The following is a 19,365-nucleotide window of genomic DNA, read 5'->3' as shown; positions in this document are numbered from 1 at the left end:
AGCCCACCAGCGGTTCTACGGTGCCCCCATGCCGAACCTGCCCGATGCCGTGCTGTGGTCGATACCCGCCTTCGTGCTGCTCACCGTGGTCGAGATGATCAGCGTCCGCATCCACCCCGACGACGACGCCGCCGGATACGAGACGAAGGACGCCGCGACCAGTGTCGGCATGGGGCTGGGGAGCCTCGTCTTCGACTTCCTGTGGAAGATCCCCATCGTCGCGATCTACACGGCGATCTACGAACTCACGCCCCTGCGCGTCCCCGTGCTGTGGTGGACCGTCCCGCTGATGCTGCTCGCGCAGGACTTCTTCTACTACTGGTCGCACCGCGGTCACCACGTCATCCGCATCCTGTGGGCCTGCCACGTCGTCCACCACTCCAGCGAGAAGTTCAACCTCACCACGGCCCTGCGCCAGCCCTGGACCTCGCTGACGGTCTGGCCCTTCTACGTGCCGCTGATCGCCGCCGGAGTGCATCCGGCCGCGCTCGCGTTCTGCTCCTCGGCGAACCTCGTCTACCAGTTCTGGATCCACACCGAGCGCATCGACAAGCTGCCCCGGTGGTTCGAGTTCGTCTTCAACACGCCCTCCCACCACCGCGTCCACCACGCCTCCCAGGGCGGCTACCTGGACCGCAACTTCGGCGGCATCCTCATCGTCTGGGACCGGCTCTTCGGCTCGTTCGTCGCCGAGACCGACCGGCCCGTCTACGGGTTGACCAAGAACATCAACACGTTCAACCCGATCAAGGTCGCCACCCACGAGTACATGTCGATCGCGAAGGACATCAAGGCGGCCCGAGGATGGCGCAACCGCGTGGGGCATGTCCTGCGGGGGCCGGGATGGCAGCCGGCGCCCGCGGCGGAACCGGCCGAGGAGACCGTGGCCGCGTGAGACGTCCGCTCATCGGGGCCCTCGCCCTCACCACCGCCGTGGACCTCGGCTCCCTGGCCGCCGACTGGGACCCCGGGCACCTCGTCGCCAAGCCCCTGCTGATGCCCCTCCTGGCCGTGTACGCGGCCGTGTGCGGTGCGCCCCGCCTCCTGATCGCCGCCCTGCTCTTCGGCTGGGGCGGCGACACCCTGCTCCTCCTGGACGCCGAACCCGCCTTCCTCGCGGGGATGGCCTCTTTCGCGGCCGGGCACGTCTGCTACATCGTCCTGTTCCTGAGGTACGGCACGGACCGGGCGACCGTACGCGCGCGGGGCGGCTTCCTCGCCGTCGTCTACACCGTCCTCCTGGCCGCCACCGTCCAGTCCCTGTGGCCCGACCTGCCGGCCGACCTGCGGATCCCCGTCGCCGGCTACAGCGTCCTGCTCACCGTCATGGCATACCTGGCCGCCGCCCGCATGGGCCGTCTCGCCGGCATCGGCGGTGTGCTGTTCGTGCTCTCCGACACGCTCATCGCGAGCGGAGTCGCCGAGTGGGACCAGCTGCCGCGCCCCGACCTCTGGATCATGGCCACCTATGTCGCCGCGCAGTCCCTCCTGGTCACCGGCACACTCGGCGAGCGACGGCTACCGGGGGCGGCGTACGGTGAGGTGCGCTCGACCACCCCCTGAGCGCGGGTACCACCAGAGACGAGAAGGATCCTCGCCATGCGCGCCACCACCATCCACGCCCCCTTCGACATGCGCGTGGAGGACGTGCCCGACCCGGTCGTGCAGCTGCCGACCGACGCCGTGGTCCGCGTCCTGCGCGCCTGCATCTGCGGCAGCGACCTGTGGGCGTACCGCGGGCAGGCGACCCGGCAGCCGGGGCAGCGGATCGGGCACGAGTTCCTCGGCATCGTCGAGGAGACGGGCTCTGAGGTGGCCACCGTACGGCGCGGAGACCTGGTCGTCGCGCCCTTCATGTGGTCCGACGGCGTCTGCGACCACTGCCGCGAGGGTCTGCACACCTCCTGCGAGCACGGCGGCTTCTGGGGCTCCGTCGGCTACGACGGCGGCCAGGGCGAGGCCGTGCGCGTGCCCTTCGCCGACGGCACCCTCGTCCAGCTGCCCAAGGAGGCGGCCTCCGACGACCACCTGCTCTCCGCCCTGCTGACCCTCTCCGACGTCATGGGCACCGGCCACCACGCCGCCCTCGGCGCCGGCGCCCGCGCGGGTGCCACGGTCGCCGTCGTCGGTGACGGGGCCGTCGGCCTGTGCGCGGTCCTCGCCGCCAGGCGTCTGGGCGCCGAGCGGATCATCGCCCTGGGCCGCCACGAGGCCCGCACCGACATCGCGCGCCGCTTCGGCGCCACCGACGTCGTCGCCGAGCGCGGTGACGCGGCCGTCGAGGCCGTCCGTGAACTCACCGGCGGCCAGGGCGCCCACGCCGTCGTCGAGGCCGTCGGCACCGAGCAGTCCATGCGCACGGCGGTCGGCATCGCGCGCGACGGCGGCACCGTCGGCTGGGTCGGCGTCCCGCACGGCAGCGGCACGGGCCTCGACCTCGGCGTCATGTTCGACCGGAACATCGGGCTGCGCGGCGGCGTCGCGCCCGTCCGCGCGTACATCCCCGAGCTGCTGCCCGACATCCTGGACGGCAGCATCGACCCGTCGCCCGTCTTCGACCTGACGGTCGACATGGAGGGCGTACCCGGCGGCTACCAGGCCATGGACGAGCGCACGGCGCTGAAGGTCCTGGTCACGGGCTGAGCCTCACGCTTCGCGCTTCACCAGCGGATCGGCAACGGCAGCGCCGTCAGCAGCGCCGACACCACGACCACCACGCCCAGCACGGCGATCTCCGCCCGCGCGGGGGAGCAGGCGGTCAGCGGGTCGGGCGCCCGGCGCAGCCGGAGCCGCGCCGACAGAGCGAGCCCGGCTACCGCGGCCACCAGCAGCACCTTGGCGAACAGCACGCGCCCGTACGCGGTCGTCGTCAGCTGGTCGAGGACCGTCTCCGGCGGCATCCGGCGCAGCGTGCTCCACAGCCCGGTCGCGGTGATCGCGGCCAGCAGCACGGCGGCCACGCGCGCGTAGAGGCCCAGCAGGGCCGAGCCGGCCTCCGACGCGCCCCACCTCCGGAGCGTCCGCAGCGCGTACAGCAACCCGCCCACCCAGAGCGCGGCGCAGGTCAGATGGACGAGCGTCAGCCCCGACCCGACCAGCGGTTCGTGCTCGGTCGGGGGATGGGCCCGCAGCGCCTCCGCCACCACGATCGCGGCCAGCGGCCAGACCTGGGAGGCCGGGCGGGCCGAGCGGGCACACAGACCGGCCACGAGGAACGCGTTCACCTCGACGAGCGCGAGCTTGCCGTCCCGGGAGGCGTACAGGCCGCCGACGTCGATCTGCGCCAGGCTGTGCGGCACGAGGTTCCCGGTCGCCACGACCGAGGCCAGCCCCAGCGCGGCGACGAACCCGGCGCCCGCGGCGTACACGGCCCAACTGCGCGGCATGACCGGGGGAGCGCCGGGCACCGCGCGGGCCAGCCGCTGCACGAACAGCTCGCCCACCGGCACGCACAGCGCCGCCACCAGCACCGACCGCAGCAGCGCGATGCCACCGTCACCGGGAGCCGCGGCCTCCCCGGTGCCGTGCAGCGCGGCGGACGGGCCGAGCAGCGGTATCAGGGCGCCGAGCGCCACCAGAACGAGGACGATCACGGCACGACCGGGGCCGAGCCGACGCGGCAGTGGCGCGTCGGCGTCGGTCGCCCGGGTGCCGGGTCTTATCAAGGTCACCTCAGGATCTTCACCAGCTGTCACAGAACAGGGCAAGTCAAGGAAAACAACTGGCGTTACGCCATTCCGCCCACGAGTACGTTTTCCGGCCGACCGCCGCTCACTCCCAGCGCGCGGAATCGACGCCCCAGGGGCCGGGCGGCCGAGCCCAGTCGACCGGCCCGTCCACGAAGGACACCGGCGACCGGGCGTACCGCAACCGGCCGATACCGCTGTCGGTCTCGGCGAGCCAGGCGTCCGGGCCGTCGTAGGCAGCGTGTGTGACCTGCCCGGCCGCGCCGTACCCCCCGATCCCTCCGGCTGACCCGTCCCGTACCCCCTCCATGAGCCACTGCGCCGTCCGGGCCAGCGCCAGCCGCACGCACCGGCTGCCGCCGTCGTACGACTGCTCGCGCACCGCCCGCAGCACTTCCGCCGCCAGCAGATACCCCGTCCCGTGGTCCAGCGCCTGCGCAGGCAGCGCGCCGGGCTGCTCCATCGACCCCTCGACCGCCGCGATCCCGGTCGCCACCTGCACCAGGCTGTCGAAGCCCCGCCGCTCGCTCCACGGCCCGTACGCGCCCCACGCCGACAGCTGCGCCACGACGATCCCCGGCCGCCGCTCCGCCAGCGCCCGCGGTGACAGCCCGAACCGGTCGAGGGCGCCCGGCCGGTACCCGGTGACGACCACGTCGGCCGTCGCGAGCAGCTTCTCGAAGGTGCCCGGGTCGGCCGCCAGGTCCAGCGTCGCGGACCGCTTCCCGAAGCCGGTGTCGGCGTGCTGGTCCGGGAGTTCGGGGACGTGCGGGGGATCGATCCGCAGTACGTCGGCGCCGAACAGGGCGAGCGTGCGGGTCGCGACCGGGCCCGCGATGACCCGGGTCAGATCCAGGACCCGCAGCCCGGCGGCGGGCAGCAGGGGAGCGCCGTCGATCGGCGCGAGCACGCGCGCGGGGGCGGAGTCGAGCCGCTCGCGCTCGATGAGGGGCCGCTCGGCCAGCTCCACAGCCTGCTCGTGCGCCGCCCACTCCTCGGGCGTCCGCAACGCGACGGCGAGGCCACCGGCCGCGTACACGGCCTCCTCGACCTCCAGGGACGACCGCTCCGCGAACGCCGGCTCCAGGGAGTCGGCCGGACCCATGACCTTGAGCAGCCGCTCCCGGTGGTGCGGGTAGTTGGCGTGGGTCCGCACCCACCCGTCGGCGGTGCGCCAGAACCTGGAAAGGGGCGCGAAGTTGACCGGAGCCCGACCATTGATCAACAGATGCCGTTCACTCGTGAACGCGGTGGCGACGGCCCCGTCGTCCACCCGCACGCCGGGCACCTCGTCGAGCCCGGCCCGCAGCGCCGCCAACTCGGCGGCGGCCTGCGCACACGCCCCGACACAGGCATGCGCCAACTCCCGTACTACGAGGCGGCGGACCACCAAAGACGCACCTCCTTGCGCATGTCAGTGGGCCGCAGCTCCCAGCCCTGGGCGAGGGCGACCTGAGCGACGTAGGAGCCGCCGACGCCGCGGTAGTCATGCATCGGTGTCTCGCACTCCATCACCCGCCGGAACTTCTTGGGGTCGCGCGGATTCGCGGCCTTGGCGTTCCATTCGCCGACGACCTTCTCGGGGCGTAGATCATCCCCCACACGCAAAGGGGCCGAGGACCCGGTCCCCGACCCCTTCATTAACGCGCGCGTGCCGCTACTTGGTGACCGCGTCCAGCGCGTCAGCCGTGCCCCACCCGTAGAAGCCGTTGTGGTTCTTCGACCCCTCGCACACCGCGTCGACCTTGCCGTCGCCGTCGATGTCGTACGGGTCGGTGCACGGCGTGGCGTCGGCCTCCGCGTACAGCAGGGCCTTCACCAGGGCCGGGGAGGCCTTGGGGTGCGTCGACTTGATGAGCGCGGCCACGCCCGCGACGTGCGGGGAGGCCATCGACGTACCGGCCATGTAGCCCCAGCCGCCGCCCGGCAGCGTGCCCAGGATCAGGCCGCTGGTGGCCGGCGGGGCCGGGGTCTGGAAGCGGGTCGAGTCGCCGCCGGGAGCGGCGATGTCGATGACGCCCAGACCGTGGTTGGAGAAGGACGACTTGATGCCCTTCGCCCCGGTCGCCGCGACCGTCACGACACCCGGCAGCTGGGTCGGGATGTCGTAGCACTCGGAGGGGTCGATGACCCGGTCCGAGGGGGTCCCGTCGTTGGGGGAGACCGGGTCGGTGATCTCGTCGGCCGCGAGGTCGTAGTTCTCGTTGCCGGCCGCCGCGACGTTGACCGCGCCCTTCTTCTCCGCATAGCGCGAGGCCCGGGAGACGGCGTCGACGAGCGCCTTCTGGTCCGGGTCGTTCTTGCAGTTGAAGTACCAGGGGTCGGTGTAATAGCTGTTGTTCGTGACGTCGACACCGTGCTCGGCCGCCCACACGAAGCCGCAGACCACGGCCTCCGTGTAGAAGTAGCCGGCCGTCGTGGACACCTTGATGCCGGACACCTTCACGCCGGGCGCGACACCCGTCATGCCGACGCCGTTCTTGGCCGCCGCTATCTCACCGGCGACATGCGTGCCGTGCGGGCTCTCGCCCGTGGTCGGCCGCCACGCCCCGTCGGTCGTGTCGGGCTTGCCCGTCACGCAGTTGACCGACGCGGCCCGGTCGAAGTTCGGCGCGATGTCCGGGTGGGTGTCGTCGACGCCGGTGTCGATCACGGCGACGGTCACCTTGCTGCTGCCGAGCGACTTCTCGTGCGCCTTGTCCGCCTTGATGGCGGGCAGGTCCCACTGCAAGGGCTCCAGCGGGTCCTGTCCCTCGGCGGCCTCCACGTTCGCGAGGTCGTCGGCGTCGATCACCTTGGGGGTGCCCACGTCGGTCGTCGACTGGGCGGGCAGCGGCGCGTTGCGCGTGTTGCCGGCCGACTGCACACCGCGCACGGTGCGCAGGATCTTCGCGAAGTCGGGGTTCGCCGAGTGGACGACGACCACGCCTATCTGGTCGTACGACGTCACAACGGTGCCGCCGGCCTCGGCTATCGCCTTCTTCACGTGCTTCGAAAGCCCGTGCCCGGGGCTGACGTTGACGACATAGCTGAGCGCGGTGGCCTCGGCGGCCGGGGCTTCCTCCGCCGCCGACGCCGAGACGTTCGGCAGGAAAGCGAGGGCCGTCGCCATGGCCATCCCGACGGGGACGGCCATCGTGCGGCGGAAGCGCGGGTGAGGCGCTGTCATTCTGGATCTCCAGTTCGTTCGCGGTACGAGCGTTGCCAGCGGTACGAGCGGTACGAGCGGTACGAGCGGTACGAGCGGACCGTGCGGGTCTCTTGCGAGGACGAGGGCTACTTGACCGCGCGGAGCGCGTTCACGATGCCGAAGCCGTAGAACCCGTTGACCCGCTTGCCGCCCACGCAGGTCGCGTCCTGCGTGCCGTCGCCGTCCTGGTCGTAGGAGGCGGGGCAGCCCGGGTTGTCGGCCTGCGCCTTCATCAGCGCCTGGAGCTGCGCCGGAGTCGCCCACGGATGCGTCGACTTCAGCAGCGCGGCGACGCCCGCGGCGTGCGGGGACGCCATCGAGGTGCCCTGGAGGAAGCCGTACGAATTGTTCGGCATCGTCGACAGGATGCGGCCGTTCTTCGACGGGGTGTCCGGGATCTGGTAGAGCCGGTCGCCGCCGGGGGCCGCGATGTCGATGACGCCGTCACCGTACGAGGAGTAGTACGACTTGAGGTTGTTCACGCCCGTCGCGCTGACCGTGACGACACCCGGCAGCATGGTCGGCACGTCGAAGCACTCGTGCGGGTCGACGGTGCGGGTGACCGGGGTGGAGTCGTCGGGGCTGCTGTCGTCGACGAGGGCGTCCGAGTCGAGGTCGTCGTTGGAGTTGCCCGCGGACGCCAGGTTGAGCGTGCCCTTGTGCTGGGCGTACAGGGACGCCCTGTTGACCGCGTCGACAATGGCCCGCTGATCGGGGTCGTCCACACAGTTGTACAGCCATGGATCAACGTAGTAGCTGTTGTTCGTGATCTCCACGCCGTGGTCGGCGGCGAACACGAACGCGCAGACGACGCTCTCCGGGTAGAAGAGGCCGTTGCTCGGGTCGGTCACGTTGATGGCCGCGACCTTCACACCCGGCGCGACACCGGCGACACCGATGCCGTTGCGGGCGGCGGCGATCTCACCGGCCACGTGGGTGCCGTGGTAGTCCTCCGCGGTGTACGGCCGCCAGGCGCCCTCGGCGGTGTTCGGGACACCGCCGTCGCAGTTGGCGGACTGGGAGGCGGAGAAGTTCGGCGCGATGTCCGGGTGGGTGTCGTCCACACCGGTGTCGATGACGGCGACCGTCACCTTCCTGCTGCCGGGGTTGATCTGCGCCGCCTTGTCGGCGCCGATCGCGCGCAGGTCCCACTGGTCGGCCTCGAGGGGCTCGCTCGCCGCGTCGGCGGCCGAGGCCTGCTCGACCTTCTCGGCCTGCTCCTTGGTGAGCAGCTGCGCCGCGCCCTCGTCCGTCGTCCCGGCCGGGGTCAGCGGCGAGGTACGGGTCGCGCCCGCCGACTGCACGCCGCGCACCTTCCGTATCTGGGCGCCGAAGTCGGGGTTGGCCGAGTGGACGACGATCACACCGATCTTGTCGTACGTGATGACGACGGTGCCGCCGGCCGCGGCGACGGCCTTCTTGACGGACGCGATCGTGTGACGGTCCACCTTGGTGTTGACGACGTACGACAGATTCGGTGCGTCCGCTGTCTGCGCGGTGGACTCCGCGAAGGGGGCGGCCGACGCGGCCGCCGGCAGGAAGCCGAGCGAGGCGGTCAGCGAGAGCACGACAGGTACGGCGAGAGCGAGCCGACGTCTGGAACGCAGACGGGACATGGGGTCTCCACATCATCCGGAAACGAAACCGCCCGAGACACAGGTGGTGCTCGGGCAGGTACATGACGGGTGGTGCAGGCCCGAAGCTATCTCCCGAAGTCGCTGGCCAGCAATGACCTTCCCCGGATGACTTCAAGAAGAAGCAAACCCAGTTGAACCGGTCCTCGCGTGCCGCCGTGACCTTGGGCAGGGAGCACGAGCACGATCGAGCCCCCTGACGAACCGCGAGGAACAGAGCCGCCCATGTCCGTCGTACCGAACCCGTCCCCCACCCCCGATCAGCCCCCGTCCGCCGTGGCAACAGCGCCCGCAACGCGAGGAGACTCCGTGGCTACCGACGCACCGCCCCCCTCGACAGAGCAACACCAACTCCCCAGCACCGAGGAGTTCACCGAGGTGCAGCAGAGCGCGGAGTTCGGTGAACTGCGCCGCTCCTACCGCAACTTCGCCTTCCCGCTGACCGTCGCCTTCATCGCCTGGTACCTGCTGTACGTCCTGCTGTCCAACTACGCCGGCGACTTCATGGGCACCAAGCTCTTCGGCAACATCAACGTCGCCTTCGTGTTCGGCATCGCCCAGTTCCTCACCACGTTCCTCATCGCCTGGTGGTACTCGCGGCACGCCGCCGCGAAGCTCGACCCCAAGGCCGAGGCGATCAAGTCCCGGATGGAGGGCGGCGCATGAGCATCGCGCAGCAGAGTGTCCTGGCGGCCGGCGAGGCCAGCGAGCACCGGCCGCTGATCATCAGCCTGTTCGCCGTCTTCGTCCTCGCGACCCTCGTCATCACCATCTGGGCCGGCCGCCAGACCAAGGACGCCGCCGACTTCTACGCCGGCGGACGCCAGTTCAGCGCCTTCCAGAACGGCCTCGCGGTCTCCGGCGACTACATGTCGGCCGCGTCCTTCCTCGGCATCGCCGGTGCCATCGCCCTGTTCGGCTACGACGGCTTCCTGTACTCCATCGGCTTCCTGGTCGCCTGGCTGGTCGCCCTGCTCCTGGTCGCCGAGCCGCTGCGCAACTCCGGCCGCTACACCATGGGCGACGTCCTCGCGTACCGCATGCGTCAGCGCCCGGTCCGTACCGCGGCCGGCACCTCCACGATCGTCGTCTCGATCTTCTACCTGCTGGCGCAGATGGCCGGCGCGGGCGTCCTCGTCTCGCTGCTGCTCGGCATCACCTCCGACGCCGGCAAGGTCGCCATCGTCGCCCTCGTCGGCGTCCTGATGATCGTGTACGTCTCCATCGGCGGCATGAAGGGCACCACCTGGGTCCAGATGGTCAAGGCCGTGCTGCTCATCAGCGGCACCATCCTGATCACCTTCCTGGTGCTGCTGAAGTTCAACTTCAACATCTCCGACCTGCTGGGCACGGCAGCCGAGAACAGCGGCAAGGGCTCCGCCTTCCTGGAACCCGGCCTCCAGTACGGCGCCACCGGCACCTCCAAGCTGGACTTCATCTCGCTCGGCATCGCCCTGGTCCTCGGCACCGCGGGCCTGCCGCACATCCTGATCCGCTTCTACACGGTGCCCAACGCCAAGGCCGCCCGTAAGTCCGTGAACTGGGCCATCGGCATCATCGGCGGCTTCTACCTGATGACGATCGCGCTCGGCTTCGGCGCCGCCGCGCTGATCGACCAGAAGGAGATCACCGACTCCAACCCGTCCGGCAACACCGCCGCACCCCTGCTCGCCCTGCACCTCGGCGGCGTCGACTCGGCGTGGGGCGCGATCCTGCTGGCGACGATCTCGGCGGTGGCCTTCGCGACGATCCTCGCGGTGGTCGCCGGTCTGACCCTGGCCTCGTCGTCCTCCTTCGCGCACGACATCTACGCCAACGTCATCCGCAAGGGCCAGGCGTCCGGCAAGGAGGAGGTCCGCGCGGCCCGCTGGGCGACCGTCTTCATCGGCGCCGTCGCGATCGGCCTGGGTGCCCTCGCCCGCGACCTCAACGTGGCCGGCCTGGTCGCGCTGGCCTTCGCGGTCGCCGCGTCCGCGAACCTGCCGACCATCCTCTACAGCCTCTTCTGGAAGCGGTTCACCACCCAGGGCGCCCTCTGGTCGATCTACGGCGGCCTGATCGTCGCCGTCGGCCTGGTGCTGTTCTCCCCGGTGGTCTCCGGCGACCCGAAGGCGATGTTCCCCGACGTCGACTTCGCGTACTTCCCGCTGAAGAACCCGGGCATCATCTCCATCCCGTTCGGCTTCCTCATGGGCTGGCTCGGCACCATGGTCTCCAAGGAGGAGCCCGACGCCGGCAAGTACGCGGAGCTGGAGGTCCGGTCCCTGACCGGCACCGGCGCGCACTAGTCCCCTGGGACGATCCACTGAGCGGCCGCGTCGTAGGGACCTACGACGCGGCCGTGTCTTACCTCGTGGGATCGGGACCTGTCGATGTCGGTGCCGTCACGTAGGCTCGCAGGTGACGAAAGACGAGTGCTTGCAACGAGGGAGGGGGCCCACGTGCTCATCGACACCTACGGCCGACAGGCCACCGACCTGCGTGTGTCGCTGACCGACCGGTGCAATCTGCGCTGTACGTACTGCATGCCCGAAGAGGGCTTGCAGTGGCTGGCCAAGCCCGACCTCCTCACGGACGACGAGATCGTCCGGCTGATCGACATCGCCGTCACCTCCCTCGGCATCGAGGAAGTCCGCTTCACCGGGGGCGAGCCCCTGCTGCGCCCCGGCCTGGTCGGCATCGTCGAGCGCGTCGCGGCCCTGGACCCCCGCCCCCAGATGTCGCTGACCACCAACGGCATCGGCCTCAAGCGCACCGCGACGGCCCTCAAGGCCGCGGGCCTGGACCGGGTCAACGTCTCCCTCGACACCCTGCGCCCGGACGTCTTCAAGACCCTGACCCGCCGGGACCGCCACAAGGACGTCATCGAGGGCCTGTACGCCGCCCGCGAGGCGGGCCTGACCCCGGTCAAGGTCAACTCGGTCCTGATGCCCGGTCTCAACGAGGGCGAGGCCCCCGACCTCCTCGCCTGGGCCGTCGAGCACGACTACGAACTGCGGTTCATCGAGCAGATGCCCCTGGACGCCCAGCACGGCTGGAAGCGCGACGGCATGATCACCGCGGGCGACATCCTCACCTCGCTGCGCACCCGCTTCGAGCTGACGGAAGAGGGCTCGGAGAAGCGCGGCTCGGCACCGGCGGAGCGCTGGATCGTCGATGGCGGCCCCCATGTGGTGGGCGTCATCGCCTCCGTCACCCGCCCGTTCTGCGCGGCCTGCGACCGCACCCGCCTGACCGCCGACGGCCAGGTCCGCACCTGCCTGTTCGCCCAGGAAGAGACCGACCTGCGCGCGGCCCTGCGCTCGGGGGCCCCGGACGAGGAGATAGCGCGCATCTGGCGCGAGGCGATGTGGGGCAAGAAGGCGGGAGCGGGCCTGGACGACCCGACGTTCGTGCAGCCGGACCGACCGATGTCCGCCATCGGCGGCTAGGTCCGGACAGGCCCTGGGCGCCCTTAGGCGCCTTCGGGGGCTTCCCACTCCTTCAGAAGGACCACGTCCTTCAAGAACCCCCGCACTCCCAGGAACTGGGACAGATGCTCCCGATGCTCCTCGCACGCCAGCCAGGTCTTCCTGCGCTCCGGCGTGTGCAGCTTCGGGTTGTTCCACGCGAGCACCCACACCGCGTCGACCCGGCAGCCCTTCGCCGAACAGATCGGCGCGGTCTCTTCACTCACTGGTCCGTCTCACAAAGTGCGCTGAACAAGGCGACGCCGAGCAGCCACGGGGGGAGCTGCCCGGCGTCGGTCTGTCGCTCCGACGGGGGATGCGGAGCGCGTAGGAAGTATGTCACGGGTAACCCGTCGCCCGGCACTGGAACAACATGATTGATCTGAGCTTTTCTTGAGCTCCGTCCGGAGGTGACGTCCGGTTGCGACCCCTCCGCCGAGCGTCACTTCCGCTCGTGAGGCTCGCTCCGCACACCCTGCGCCGAGCCGTCCGCGGCGTCCTCCGGGAAGGATTCCGCGAAGGGCTCCTGAGCCCGCGGCGGAGAGATCATCGGCCGAACCGGAGTGGCCACGAACGTCGACGGAAGCCCCGGCGCGTTCTCCCGGCCGGCGTTCGCGATCACCACCGCGACATAGGGGAGCAGCACTCCCAGCACCAGCGCGACGATCGCGACGTGCCGTTCGACGTTCCAGAGTGTGGCCGCGAGGATCACCGACAGCGTGCGCACCGACATGGAGATCACATACCGGCGCTGCCGACCGCGTACGTCCTCCTGAAGGCCCGTACGGGCTCCGGTGATCCGGAACACCTGAGCGCCGCCGCCCGCATGCTGCTTCCGCATCAGATTCCACCATCCGCCCGCATCGGACTCGCCCGGCCCGTTCCCACTCCGCGCCCGGTACGAGAACCGGACCCGGACACCTCTTACGTTACGCCGCGCCTCCGCCGCCTACGAGACCGGGGCACCTCCCGACAGGGCGACCGCACTGCGCCTTCGCACGTACGGCCGACTCGACATGCGTCGTAGGGCACATGGGCCGACACTGGCCGTAATGCTCACGTAGAGCCGTACGAGGAGGCAGCCATGGGCTGGTTGTGGGCGATCATCGTGGGATTCGTGCTGGGCCTGATCGCGAAGGCGATCATCCCGGGCAAGCAGCACAGTCCGCTCTGGCTGACGACCATCTTCGGCATGCTGGGCGCCATCGTCGGCAACGCGATCGCGCGGTGGGCCGGCGTCGACGCCACCTCCGGCATCGACTGGACCCGCCACGCGTTCCAGCTGATCGCCGCGATCATCATCGTGGGCGTCGGCGACATGCTGTACATGGCGACGCTGGGCAAGAGGAAACAACGAGCCTGAGCCTGAACGCCTGAAGGGGGCGCGGGGAACCCGCGCCCCCTTCAGGCGTTCTACGCGCCAATGACCTCAACGGCGGCAAGGTTCTTCTTCCCACGCCGCAGGACCAGCCACCGCCCGTGCAGCAGGTCCTCCTTGGCCGGGACGGAGTCCTCCGCCGCGACCTTGACGTTGTTCACGTAGGCCCCGCCCTCCTTCACGGTGCGCCGCGCCGCCGACTTGCTGGCCACGAGACCCACCTCGGCGAACAGGTCGACGACGGGACCGAGCTCGCCGACCTGGACATGCGGCACCTCGGACAGGGCCGCCGCCAGCGTCCTCTCGTCGAGGTCCGCCAGCTCGCCCTGGCCGAAGAGGGCCTTGGACGCGGCGATCACGGCAGCCGTCTGATCGGCGCCGTGCACCAGCGTCGTCAGCTCCTCGGCCAGCGCACGCTGGGCGGCACGGGCCTGGGGCCGCTCCTCGGTCTGCTTCTCCAGCTCTTCCAGCTCCGCACGGGACCTGAAGGACAGGATGCGCAGGTACGTCGAGATGTCCCGGTCGTCCACGTTCAGCCAGAACTGGTAAAACGCGTACGGCGTCGTCATCTCGGGGTCGAGCCAGATGGCGCCGCCCTCGGTCTTGCCGAACTTGGTGCCGTCCGCCTTCACCATCAGCGGCGTCGCCAGACAGTGCGCCTGAGCGTCGGGCTCCAGCCGGTGGATCAGGTCCAGACCCGCCGTGAGGTTGCCCCACTGGTCGCTGCCGCCCTGCTGAAGCGTGCAGCCGTAGCGTCGGTACAGCTCCAGGAAGTCCATGCCCTGGAGCAGCTGGTAGCTGAACTCCGTGTAGCTGATCCCCTCCTGGGACTCCAGGCGGCGGGCGACGGAGTCCTTGGTGAGCATCTTGTTGACGCGGAAGTGCTTGCCGATGTCCCGCAGGAACTCGATGGCCGACATCCCGGCCGTCCAGTCCAGGTTGTTGACCATCACCGCGGCGTTGTCGCCCTCGAAGGCCAGGAAGGGCTCGATCTGCGAGCGCAGCCGGGTCACCCAGTTCGCGACCGTCTCCGGGTCGTTCAGCGTCCGCTCCGCCGTGGGGCGCGGGTCGCCGATCTGGCCGGTGGCGCCGCCCACCAGGGCCAGCGGGCGCAGTCCCGCCTGCTGGAGCCGGCGCATGGTGAGGACCTGCACCAGGTGACCGACGTGGAGGCTGGCGGCGGTCGGGTCGAAGCCGCAATAGAACGTGACCGGACCGTCCGCGAGCGCCTTGCGCAAAGCGTCCTCGTCAGTGGACAGGGCCCACAGCCCACGCCACTTCAGCTCGTCGACGATGTCCGTCACGGTTCTCGCGTCTCCTTGATGATCTTCAGGCGGCCGGGTGACCACCGGCTACGAGGTTATACGCCCCGACTGACAGAGCTCATATTGAAGTCCGGCACCCGCAGGGCCGGCATCGCAGCCCTAGTGAACCAGTCGCTCCACTCCCTCGGCAGCGTCTTTTCGGTGCGCCCGGCCTCGGTGGCCCGGCCCAGCAGATCCACCGGCGACTCGTTGAACCGGAAGTTGTTGACCTCGCCGGTCACCTCGCCGTTCTCGACGAGATAGACGCCGTCCCGGGTCAGACCCGTCAGCAGCAGGGTCGCCGGGTCGACCTCGCGGATGTACCAGAGGCAGGTCAGCAGCAGCCCGCGCGCGGTGTTCGCGACCATCTCCTCCAGGGAGCGGTCCGCACCGCCGTCGAGGATCAGGTTGTCGATGCCCGGCGCCACCGGCAGTCCGGTCAGCCCGGCGCTGTGCCGGCTGGTGAGCAGACTGCTCAGCTCGCCCTCGCGCATCCACTCGGTGGACGTCAGCGGCAGCCCGTTGTCGAACACCGACGAGTCACCCCCGGAGGAGTGCGCGAGCACGAACGGCGCGGACTCCAGACCCGGCTCGTTCGGGTCGCTGCGCAGCGTCAGCGGCAGCTCGGTGAGCCGGTCGCCGAGCCGGGTGCCGCCGCCGGGCTTGGAGAACACGGTTCGGCCCTCGGCCGCGTCCCGGCCCGACGCCGACCACATCTGGTAAATGAGCAGGTCCGCCACGGCGGTCGGCGGCAGCAGCGTCTCGTACCGTCCGGCGGGCAGATCGTGCTTGCGCTCGGCCCAGCCCAGGCGTACGGCGAGTTCGGCGTCCATTGCGGCCGGGTCGACGTCCTTGAAGTCCCGGGTGGAGCGGCCCGCCCACGCCGAACGCGTACGGTCCGGGGACTTGGCGTTCAGCTCAAGGGTGCCGTTGGGCTGGTCGTGCCGCAGGCGCAGACCCGTCGACGTACCGAGATAGCTGGAGACCAGCTCGTGGTTGGCGAAGCCGTACAGCTCGCGGCCGCCCGCACGCGCGCGTGCGAAGGACTCGCCGAGCGCCGGAGCGAAGTCCGCGAAGACGGCGGAGGACGTCTCGGCGGGTGCGTCCGTGAAGTCGGGGGACGCGGGGACGTCCCTGACCAGTGGCTGCGCGTCCTCGGCGGGCGCGGCGCCGCGCGCGGCGGCCTCGGCGGCCCGCACCAGGGGCTCCAGCTCGTCCACGGTGACGGCGGCCCGGGAGACGACGCCCGAGGCGGTGCCCTCCTTGCCGTCGACGGTCGCGATCACGGTGAGCGTGCGCCCGCGCGTGACGCCGTTGGTGGTGAGCGCGTTGCCGGCCCAGCGCAGGTTCGCCGTGGACTGCTCGTCGGCGATGACGACACAGCCGTCGGCGCGCGACAGCTCCAGGGCGCGCTCGACGATCTCGTGCGGCTTGTTGCTGCGGGCGCTCATCGACCGGCCTCCTGCGTGGTGTTGAGAATGTTGACGCCCTTGAAGAGGGCCGACGGGCAGCCGTGCGACACCGCGGCCACCTGGCCCGGCTGGGCCTTGCCGCAGTTGAAGGCGCCCCCGAGGACATAGGTCTGCGGGCCGCCGACGGCCGCCATCGAGCCCCAGAAGTCGGTGGTGGTCGCCTGGTAGGCCACGTCCCGCAGCTGGCCGGTGATCCGACCGTTCTCGATCCTGAAGAAGCGCTGGCCGGTGAACTGGAAGTTGTAGCGCTGCATGTCGATGGACCAGGAGCGGTCGCCGACGACGTAGATGCCGCGGTCGACCCCGCCGATCAGGTCCTCGGTCGACATCCCGGCCGGGTCGGGCCGCAGGGACACGTTGGCCATGCGCTGGACGGGCACATGGCCGGGGGAGTCGGCGAACGCGCATCCGTTGGAGCGCTCGAAGCCGGTCAGCTTCGCGATCCGCCGGTCCAGCTGGTAGCCGACGAGTGTGCCGTCCTTCACCAGGTCCCAGGACTGGCCCGCGACGCCCTCGTCGTCGTAGCCGATGGTCGCCAGGCCGTGCTCGGCGGTGCGGTCACCGGTGACGTTCATCAGATCGGAGCCGTAGCGCAACTTGCCGAGCTGGTCGAAGGTGGCGAAGGAGGTGCCGGCGTAGGCGGCCTCGTAGCCGAGGGCGCGGTCCAGTTCGGTGGCGTGGCCGATGGACTCGTGGATGGTCAGCCACAGGTTGGACGGGTCGACGACGAGGTCGTACACCCCGGACTCGACACTGGGCGCCCGCATCTTCTCGGCGAGCAGCTCCGGAATCCGGTCGAGCTCCGACTCCCAGTCCCAGCCGGTGCCCGTCAGGTACTCCCAGCCGCGGCCGACCGGCGGCGCGATGGTGCGCATCGAGTCGAACTCGCCGCTCGACTCGTCGACCGACACGGCGGTCAGCGCCGGATGCAGCCGCACCCGCTGCTGCGTGGTCACGGTCCCGGCGGTGTCGGCGTAGAACTTGTTCTCATGGACGGTGAGCAGCGAGGCGTCGACATGGTTGACCCCGTTCGCCCCCAGCAGCCGCGCGCTCCACTCCGCGAGCAGCCCCGCCTTCTCCTCGTCGGGCACGGTGAACGGATCGATCTCGTACGACGAGATCCACGTCTTCTCGGCATGCACCGGCTCGTCGGCCAGCTCCACCCGCTCCTCGGAGCCGGCCGCCTTGATCACCTGGGCGGACAGCTTCGCCATGGCCACGGCCTGCGAGGCCACCCGGGCCGCCGCATCCATGCTCAGATCCACGCCGGACGCGAATCCCCAGGTCCCACCGTGCACGACCCGCACCGCGTACCCGAGGTCGGTGGTGTCCGACGACCCGGCGGGCTTGGCGTCCCGCAGCCGCCAGGACGCGCTGCGCACCCGCTCGAACCGGAAGTCCGCGTGCTCGGCACCGAGCGCACGCGCGCGTGCCAGCGCGGCGTCGGCGAGGGCGCGTAGCGGAAGCGCTGTGAAGGCTTCGTCGATGGTATGAGGCACCGAGGTATCTCCCTGCTGTCGTGACCTGTGGACCCCGATCATGTCGCGTGGGCGGGTCCAGGGACCATACGTTTCCGTCCGCACCGCGCGTCCTTCTGTAGAGACCCGACAGCGAGTCCCCTTCGCCACTGTCGGTGCCCGATTGTCCGCCGGACGTCGGGGACCGATAGGTTTTCGAGGAAGCCGCCTGTCATCCAGGTGTTCGGGCGGGTATTCATACCGCTATCGAAAGGGTGATCCGTTGAGCCGCTCGGTTCTCGTCACCGGAGGCAACCGGGGCATCGGCCTCGCCATCGCCCGCGCTTTCGCCGACGCCGGCGACAAGGTCGCGATCACGTACCGCTCGGGTGAGCCACCGGCCGGCTTCCTGGCCGTCAAGTGCGACATCACCGACACCGAGCAGGTGGAGCAGGCCTACAAGGAGATCGAGGCCGAGCACGGTCCCGTCGAGGTCCTGGTCGCCAACGCCGGCATCACCAAGGACACGCTCCTGATGCGGATGTCCGAGGAGGACTTCACGTCCGTCCTCGACACCAACCTCACCGGCACCTTCCGCGTCGTCAAGCGCGCCAACCGCGGCATGCTGCGCGCCAAGAAGGGCCGCGTCGTCCTGATCTCGTCGGTCGTCGGACTGTACGGCGGGCCCGGCCAGGCCAACTACTCGGCCTCCAAGGCCGCCCTGGTCGGCTTCGCGCGCTCGCTCGCGCGTGAGCTCGGCTCGCGCAACATCACGTTCAACGTCGTCGCCCCCGGTTTCGTCGACACCGACATGACCAAGGTGCTCACCGACGAGCAGCGCGCGAACATCGTGCAGGCCGTGCCGCTCGGCCGTTACGCGCAGCCGGAGGAAGTCGCCGCGACGGTGCGGTTCCTCGCCTCCGACGACGCCTCGTACATCACTGGAGCCGTCATCCCGGTTGACGGCGGACTGGGAATGGGTCACTGAGCACGATGACGAACACGACTGGAATCCTCGAGGGCAAGAAGATCCTCATCACCGGTGTGCTGATGGAGTCCTCCATCGCCTTCCACACCGCCAAGCTGGCCCAGGAGCAGGGCGCGGAGATCATCCTCACCGCGTGGCCGCGGCCGACCCTCACCGAGCGCATCGCGAAGAAGCTCCCCCAGCCGGAGAAGGTCAAGGTCCTGGAGCTCGACGTCTCCAACGACGAGCACCTCGCCCGCCTGGAGGGCCAGGTCCGTGAGCACCTGGGCGACAAGCTCGACGGTGTCGTGCACTCCATCGGCTTCGCCCCGCAGGACGCGCTCGGCGGCAACTTCCTGAACACGCCCTTCGAGTCCGTGGCCACCGCCATGCATGTCTCCGCCTTCTCCCTGAAGTCGCTGACCATGGCGCTGCTGCCGCTGATGACCGAGGGCGGCTCCGTCGTCGGACTCACCTTCGACGCGCAGTTCGCGTGGCCGCAGTACGACTGGATGGGCCCGGCCAAGGCCGCCCTGGAGGCCACCAACCGCTACATGGCCCGTGACCTGGGCAAGCACGACATCCGCTGCAACCTGATCTCGGCGGGTCCGATCGGCTCCATGGCGGCGAAGTCCATCCCGGGCTTCTCCGAGCTGGCGGCCGTGTGGGACAGCCGCTCCCCGCTGGAGTGGAAGCTGGAGGACCCGGAGCCGGCCGGAAAGGGCGTCGTCGCCCTGCTGAGCGACTGGTTCCCGAAGACCACCGGCGAGATCGTCCACGTCGACGGCGGTCTGCACGCCATCGGCGCCTGACACTCCCACGGTGAGG

Annotated in this window: 19 protein-coding genes; 9 read left to right on the top strand and 10 right to left on the bottom strand. The window is 70.2% G+C overall.

Features of this window, described 5'->3' with window-relative positions; genetic code table 11:
- Positions 1-28 precede the first annotated feature (28 nt).
- The 3 genes from ACIHIX_RS22005 to ACIHIX_RS21995 are packed head-to-tail and all read left to right on the top strand — an operon-like array spanning position 29 to position 2,643.
- Positions 29-895 carry a sterol desaturase family protein gene (locus ACIHIX_RS22005; protein ID WP_399958681.1) on the top strand — a complete coding sequence of 289 codons (867 nt, stop codon included), beginning with the start codon at positions 29-31 and terminating at the stop codon, positions 893-895.
- Complete coding sequence (locus tag ACIHIX_RS22000) at positions 844-1,563, top strand: lysoplasmalogenase (RefSeq protein WP_399958679.1); 720 nt, start codon at positions 844-846, stop codon at positions 1,561-1,563. Before ACIHIX_RS22005 ends, ACIHIX_RS22000 begins: the two co-directional genes overlap by 52 nt.
- A gap of 36 nt (positions 1,564-1,599) precedes the next feature.
- Positions 1,600-2,643, top strand: a complete 1,044-nt coding sequence (locus tag ACIHIX_RS21995) for a zinc-dependent alcohol dehydrogenase family protein (protein WP_399958677.1) — start codon at positions 1,600-1,602, stop codon at positions 2,641-2,643.
- Between the two features lie 17 nt (positions 2,644-2,660).
- Here ACIHIX_RS21995 and ACIHIX_RS21990 read toward each other — a convergent pair whose 3' ends face one another.
- The 5 genes from ACIHIX_RS21990 to ACIHIX_RS21970 form a co-directional block, all read right to left on the bottom strand.
- A complete protein-coding gene (locus ACIHIX_RS21990; protein WP_399958675.1) occupies positions 2,661-3,671 on the bottom strand; it encodes a CopD family protein in 1,011 nt (336 codons plus the stop codon).
- A gap of 100 nt (positions 3,672-3,771) precedes the next feature.
- On the bottom strand, positions 3,772-5,076 hold the full coding sequence (locus ACIHIX_RS21985; protein ID WP_399958673.1) for a CoA transferase: 1,305 nt from the start codon (positions 5,074-5,076) through the stop codon (positions 3,772-3,774).
- Entirely contained in the window at positions 5,058-5,288 is a 231-nt protein-coding gene (locus ACIHIX_RS21980) for a hypothetical protein (RefSeq protein ID WP_399958671.1), read from the bottom strand. The genes ACIHIX_RS21985 and ACIHIX_RS21980 overlap by 19 nt, the downstream gene beginning before the upstream one ends.
- 55 nt (positions 5,289-5,343) lie before the next feature.
- Positions 5,344-6,855 (bottom strand): S8 family peptidase, encoded by a 1,512-nt coding sequence (locus ACIHIX_RS21975; RefSeq protein ID WP_399958669.1) that lies wholly within the window; start codon positions 6,853-6,855, stop codon positions 5,344-5,346.
- A gap of 107 nt (positions 6,856-6,962) precedes the next feature.
- Positions 6,963-8,492 carry a S8 family peptidase gene (locus tag ACIHIX_RS21970; protein WP_399958667.1) on the bottom strand — a complete coding sequence of 510 codons (1,530 nt, stop codon included), beginning with the start codon at positions 8,490-8,492 and terminating at the stop codon, positions 6,963-6,965.
- A 327-nt stretch (positions 8,493-8,819) separates the two neighbouring features.
- Between ACIHIX_RS21970 and ACIHIX_RS21965 the strand changes: the two genes are divergently transcribed.
- The 3 genes from ACIHIX_RS21965 to moaA all read left to right on the top strand — a co-directional run bounded on the left by ACIHIX_RS21965 (position 8,820) and on the right by moaA (position 11,941).
- Positions 8,820-9,176, top strand: coding sequence for a DUF485 domain-containing protein (locus tag ACIHIX_RS21965; protein WP_399958665.1), 357 nt, complete (start codon positions 8,820-8,822; stop codon positions 9,174-9,176).
- Positions 9,173-10,798, top strand: coding sequence for a cation acetate symporter (locus ACIHIX_RS21960; RefSeq protein WP_399958663.1), 1,626 nt, complete (start codon positions 9,173-9,175; stop codon positions 10,796-10,798). The genes ACIHIX_RS21965 and ACIHIX_RS21960 overlap by 4 nt, the downstream gene beginning before the upstream one ends.
- A gap of 153 nt (positions 10,799-10,951) precedes the next feature.
- On the top strand, positions 10,952-11,941 hold the full coding sequence (gene moaA / locus ACIHIX_RS21955) for a GTP 3',8-cyclase MoaA (protein WP_399958661.1): 990 nt from the start codon (positions 10,952-10,954) through the stop codon (positions 11,939-11,941).
- Between the two features lie 23 nt (positions 11,942-11,964).
- On the opposite strand, the gene ACIHIX_RS21950 is transcribed toward moaA, so the two are convergent.
- Together ACIHIX_RS21950 and ACIHIX_RS21945 are read right to left on the bottom strand one after the other, a co-directional pair.
- Complete coding sequence (locus ACIHIX_RS21950; protein WP_329340726.1) at positions 11,965-12,186, bottom strand: hypothetical protein; 222 nt, start codon at positions 12,184-12,186, stop codon at positions 11,965-11,967.
- A 215-nt stretch (positions 12,187-12,401) separates the two neighbouring features.
- A complete protein-coding gene (locus tag ACIHIX_RS21945; RefSeq protein WP_399958659.1) occupies positions 12,402-12,800 on the bottom strand; it encodes a DUF3099 domain-containing protein in 399 nt (132 codons plus the stop codon).
- Between the two features lie 243 nt (positions 12,801-13,043).
- On the opposite strand from ACIHIX_RS21945, the gene ACIHIX_RS21940 reads away from it, so the two are divergent.
- The gene (locus ACIHIX_RS21940; protein ID WP_329340729.1) at positions 13,044-13,322 is read left to right on the top strand and encodes a GlsB/YeaQ/YmgE family stress response membrane protein; all 279 of its coding nucleotides are present in this window, start codon (positions 13,044-13,046) and stop codon (positions 13,320-13,322) included.
- A 50-nt stretch (positions 13,323-13,372) separates the two neighbouring features.
- Here ACIHIX_RS21940 and tyrS read toward each other — a convergent pair whose 3' ends face one another.
- Genes tyrS through ACIHIX_RS21925 form a run of 3 tightly spaced genes read right to left on the bottom strand, consistent with a single transcriptional unit; the run spans position 13,373 to position 17,612 of the window.
- Positions 13,373-14,641, bottom strand: coding sequence for a tyrosine--tRNA ligase (gene tyrS / locus ACIHIX_RS21935; protein ID WP_399958657.1), 1,269 nt, complete (start codon positions 14,639-14,641; stop codon positions 13,373-13,375).
- 56 nt (positions 14,642-14,697) lie between these two features.
- Positions 14,698-16,092: a metallopeptidase TldD-related protein gene (locus tag ACIHIX_RS21930; RefSeq protein ID WP_399958655.1), complete on the bottom strand. Its 1,395-nt coding sequence runs from the start codon at positions 16,090-16,092 to the stop codon at positions 14,698-14,700.
- Positions 16,089-17,612: a TldD/PmbA family protein gene (locus tag ACIHIX_RS21925; protein ID WP_399958653.1), complete on the bottom strand. Its 1,524-nt coding sequence runs from the start codon at positions 17,610-17,612 to the stop codon at positions 16,089-16,091. Before ACIHIX_RS21925 ends, ACIHIX_RS21930 begins: the two co-directional genes overlap by 4 nt.
- 241 nt (positions 17,613-17,853) lie before the next feature.
- Here ACIHIX_RS21925 and fabG point away from each other — a divergent pair, with 241 nt between their 5' ends.
- Together fabG and fabI are read left to right on the top strand one after the other, a co-directional pair.
- The gene (fabG, locus tag ACIHIX_RS21920) at positions 17,854-18,558 is read left to right on the top strand and encodes a 3-oxoacyl-[acyl-carrier-protein] reductase (protein WP_399958652.1); all 705 of its coding nucleotides are present in this window, start codon (positions 17,854-17,856) and stop codon (positions 18,556-18,558) included.
- 5 nt (positions 18,559-18,563) lie between these two features.
- Entirely contained in the window at positions 18,564-19,349 is a 786-nt protein-coding gene (gene fabI / locus ACIHIX_RS21915; RefSeq protein WP_399958650.1) for an enoyl-ACP reductase FabI, read from the top strand.
- Positions 19,350-19,365 lie beyond the last annotated feature (16 nt).

It is taken from the genome of Streptomyces sp. NPDC051913 (assembly GCF_044593635.1).
Lineage (GTDB): Bacteria > Actinomycetota > Actinomycetes > Streptomycetales > Streptomycetaceae > Streptomyces.
The sequence above is the reverse complement of the archived record's forward strand: the minus strand, read 5'-3'. Positions and strand labels throughout refer to the sequence as shown.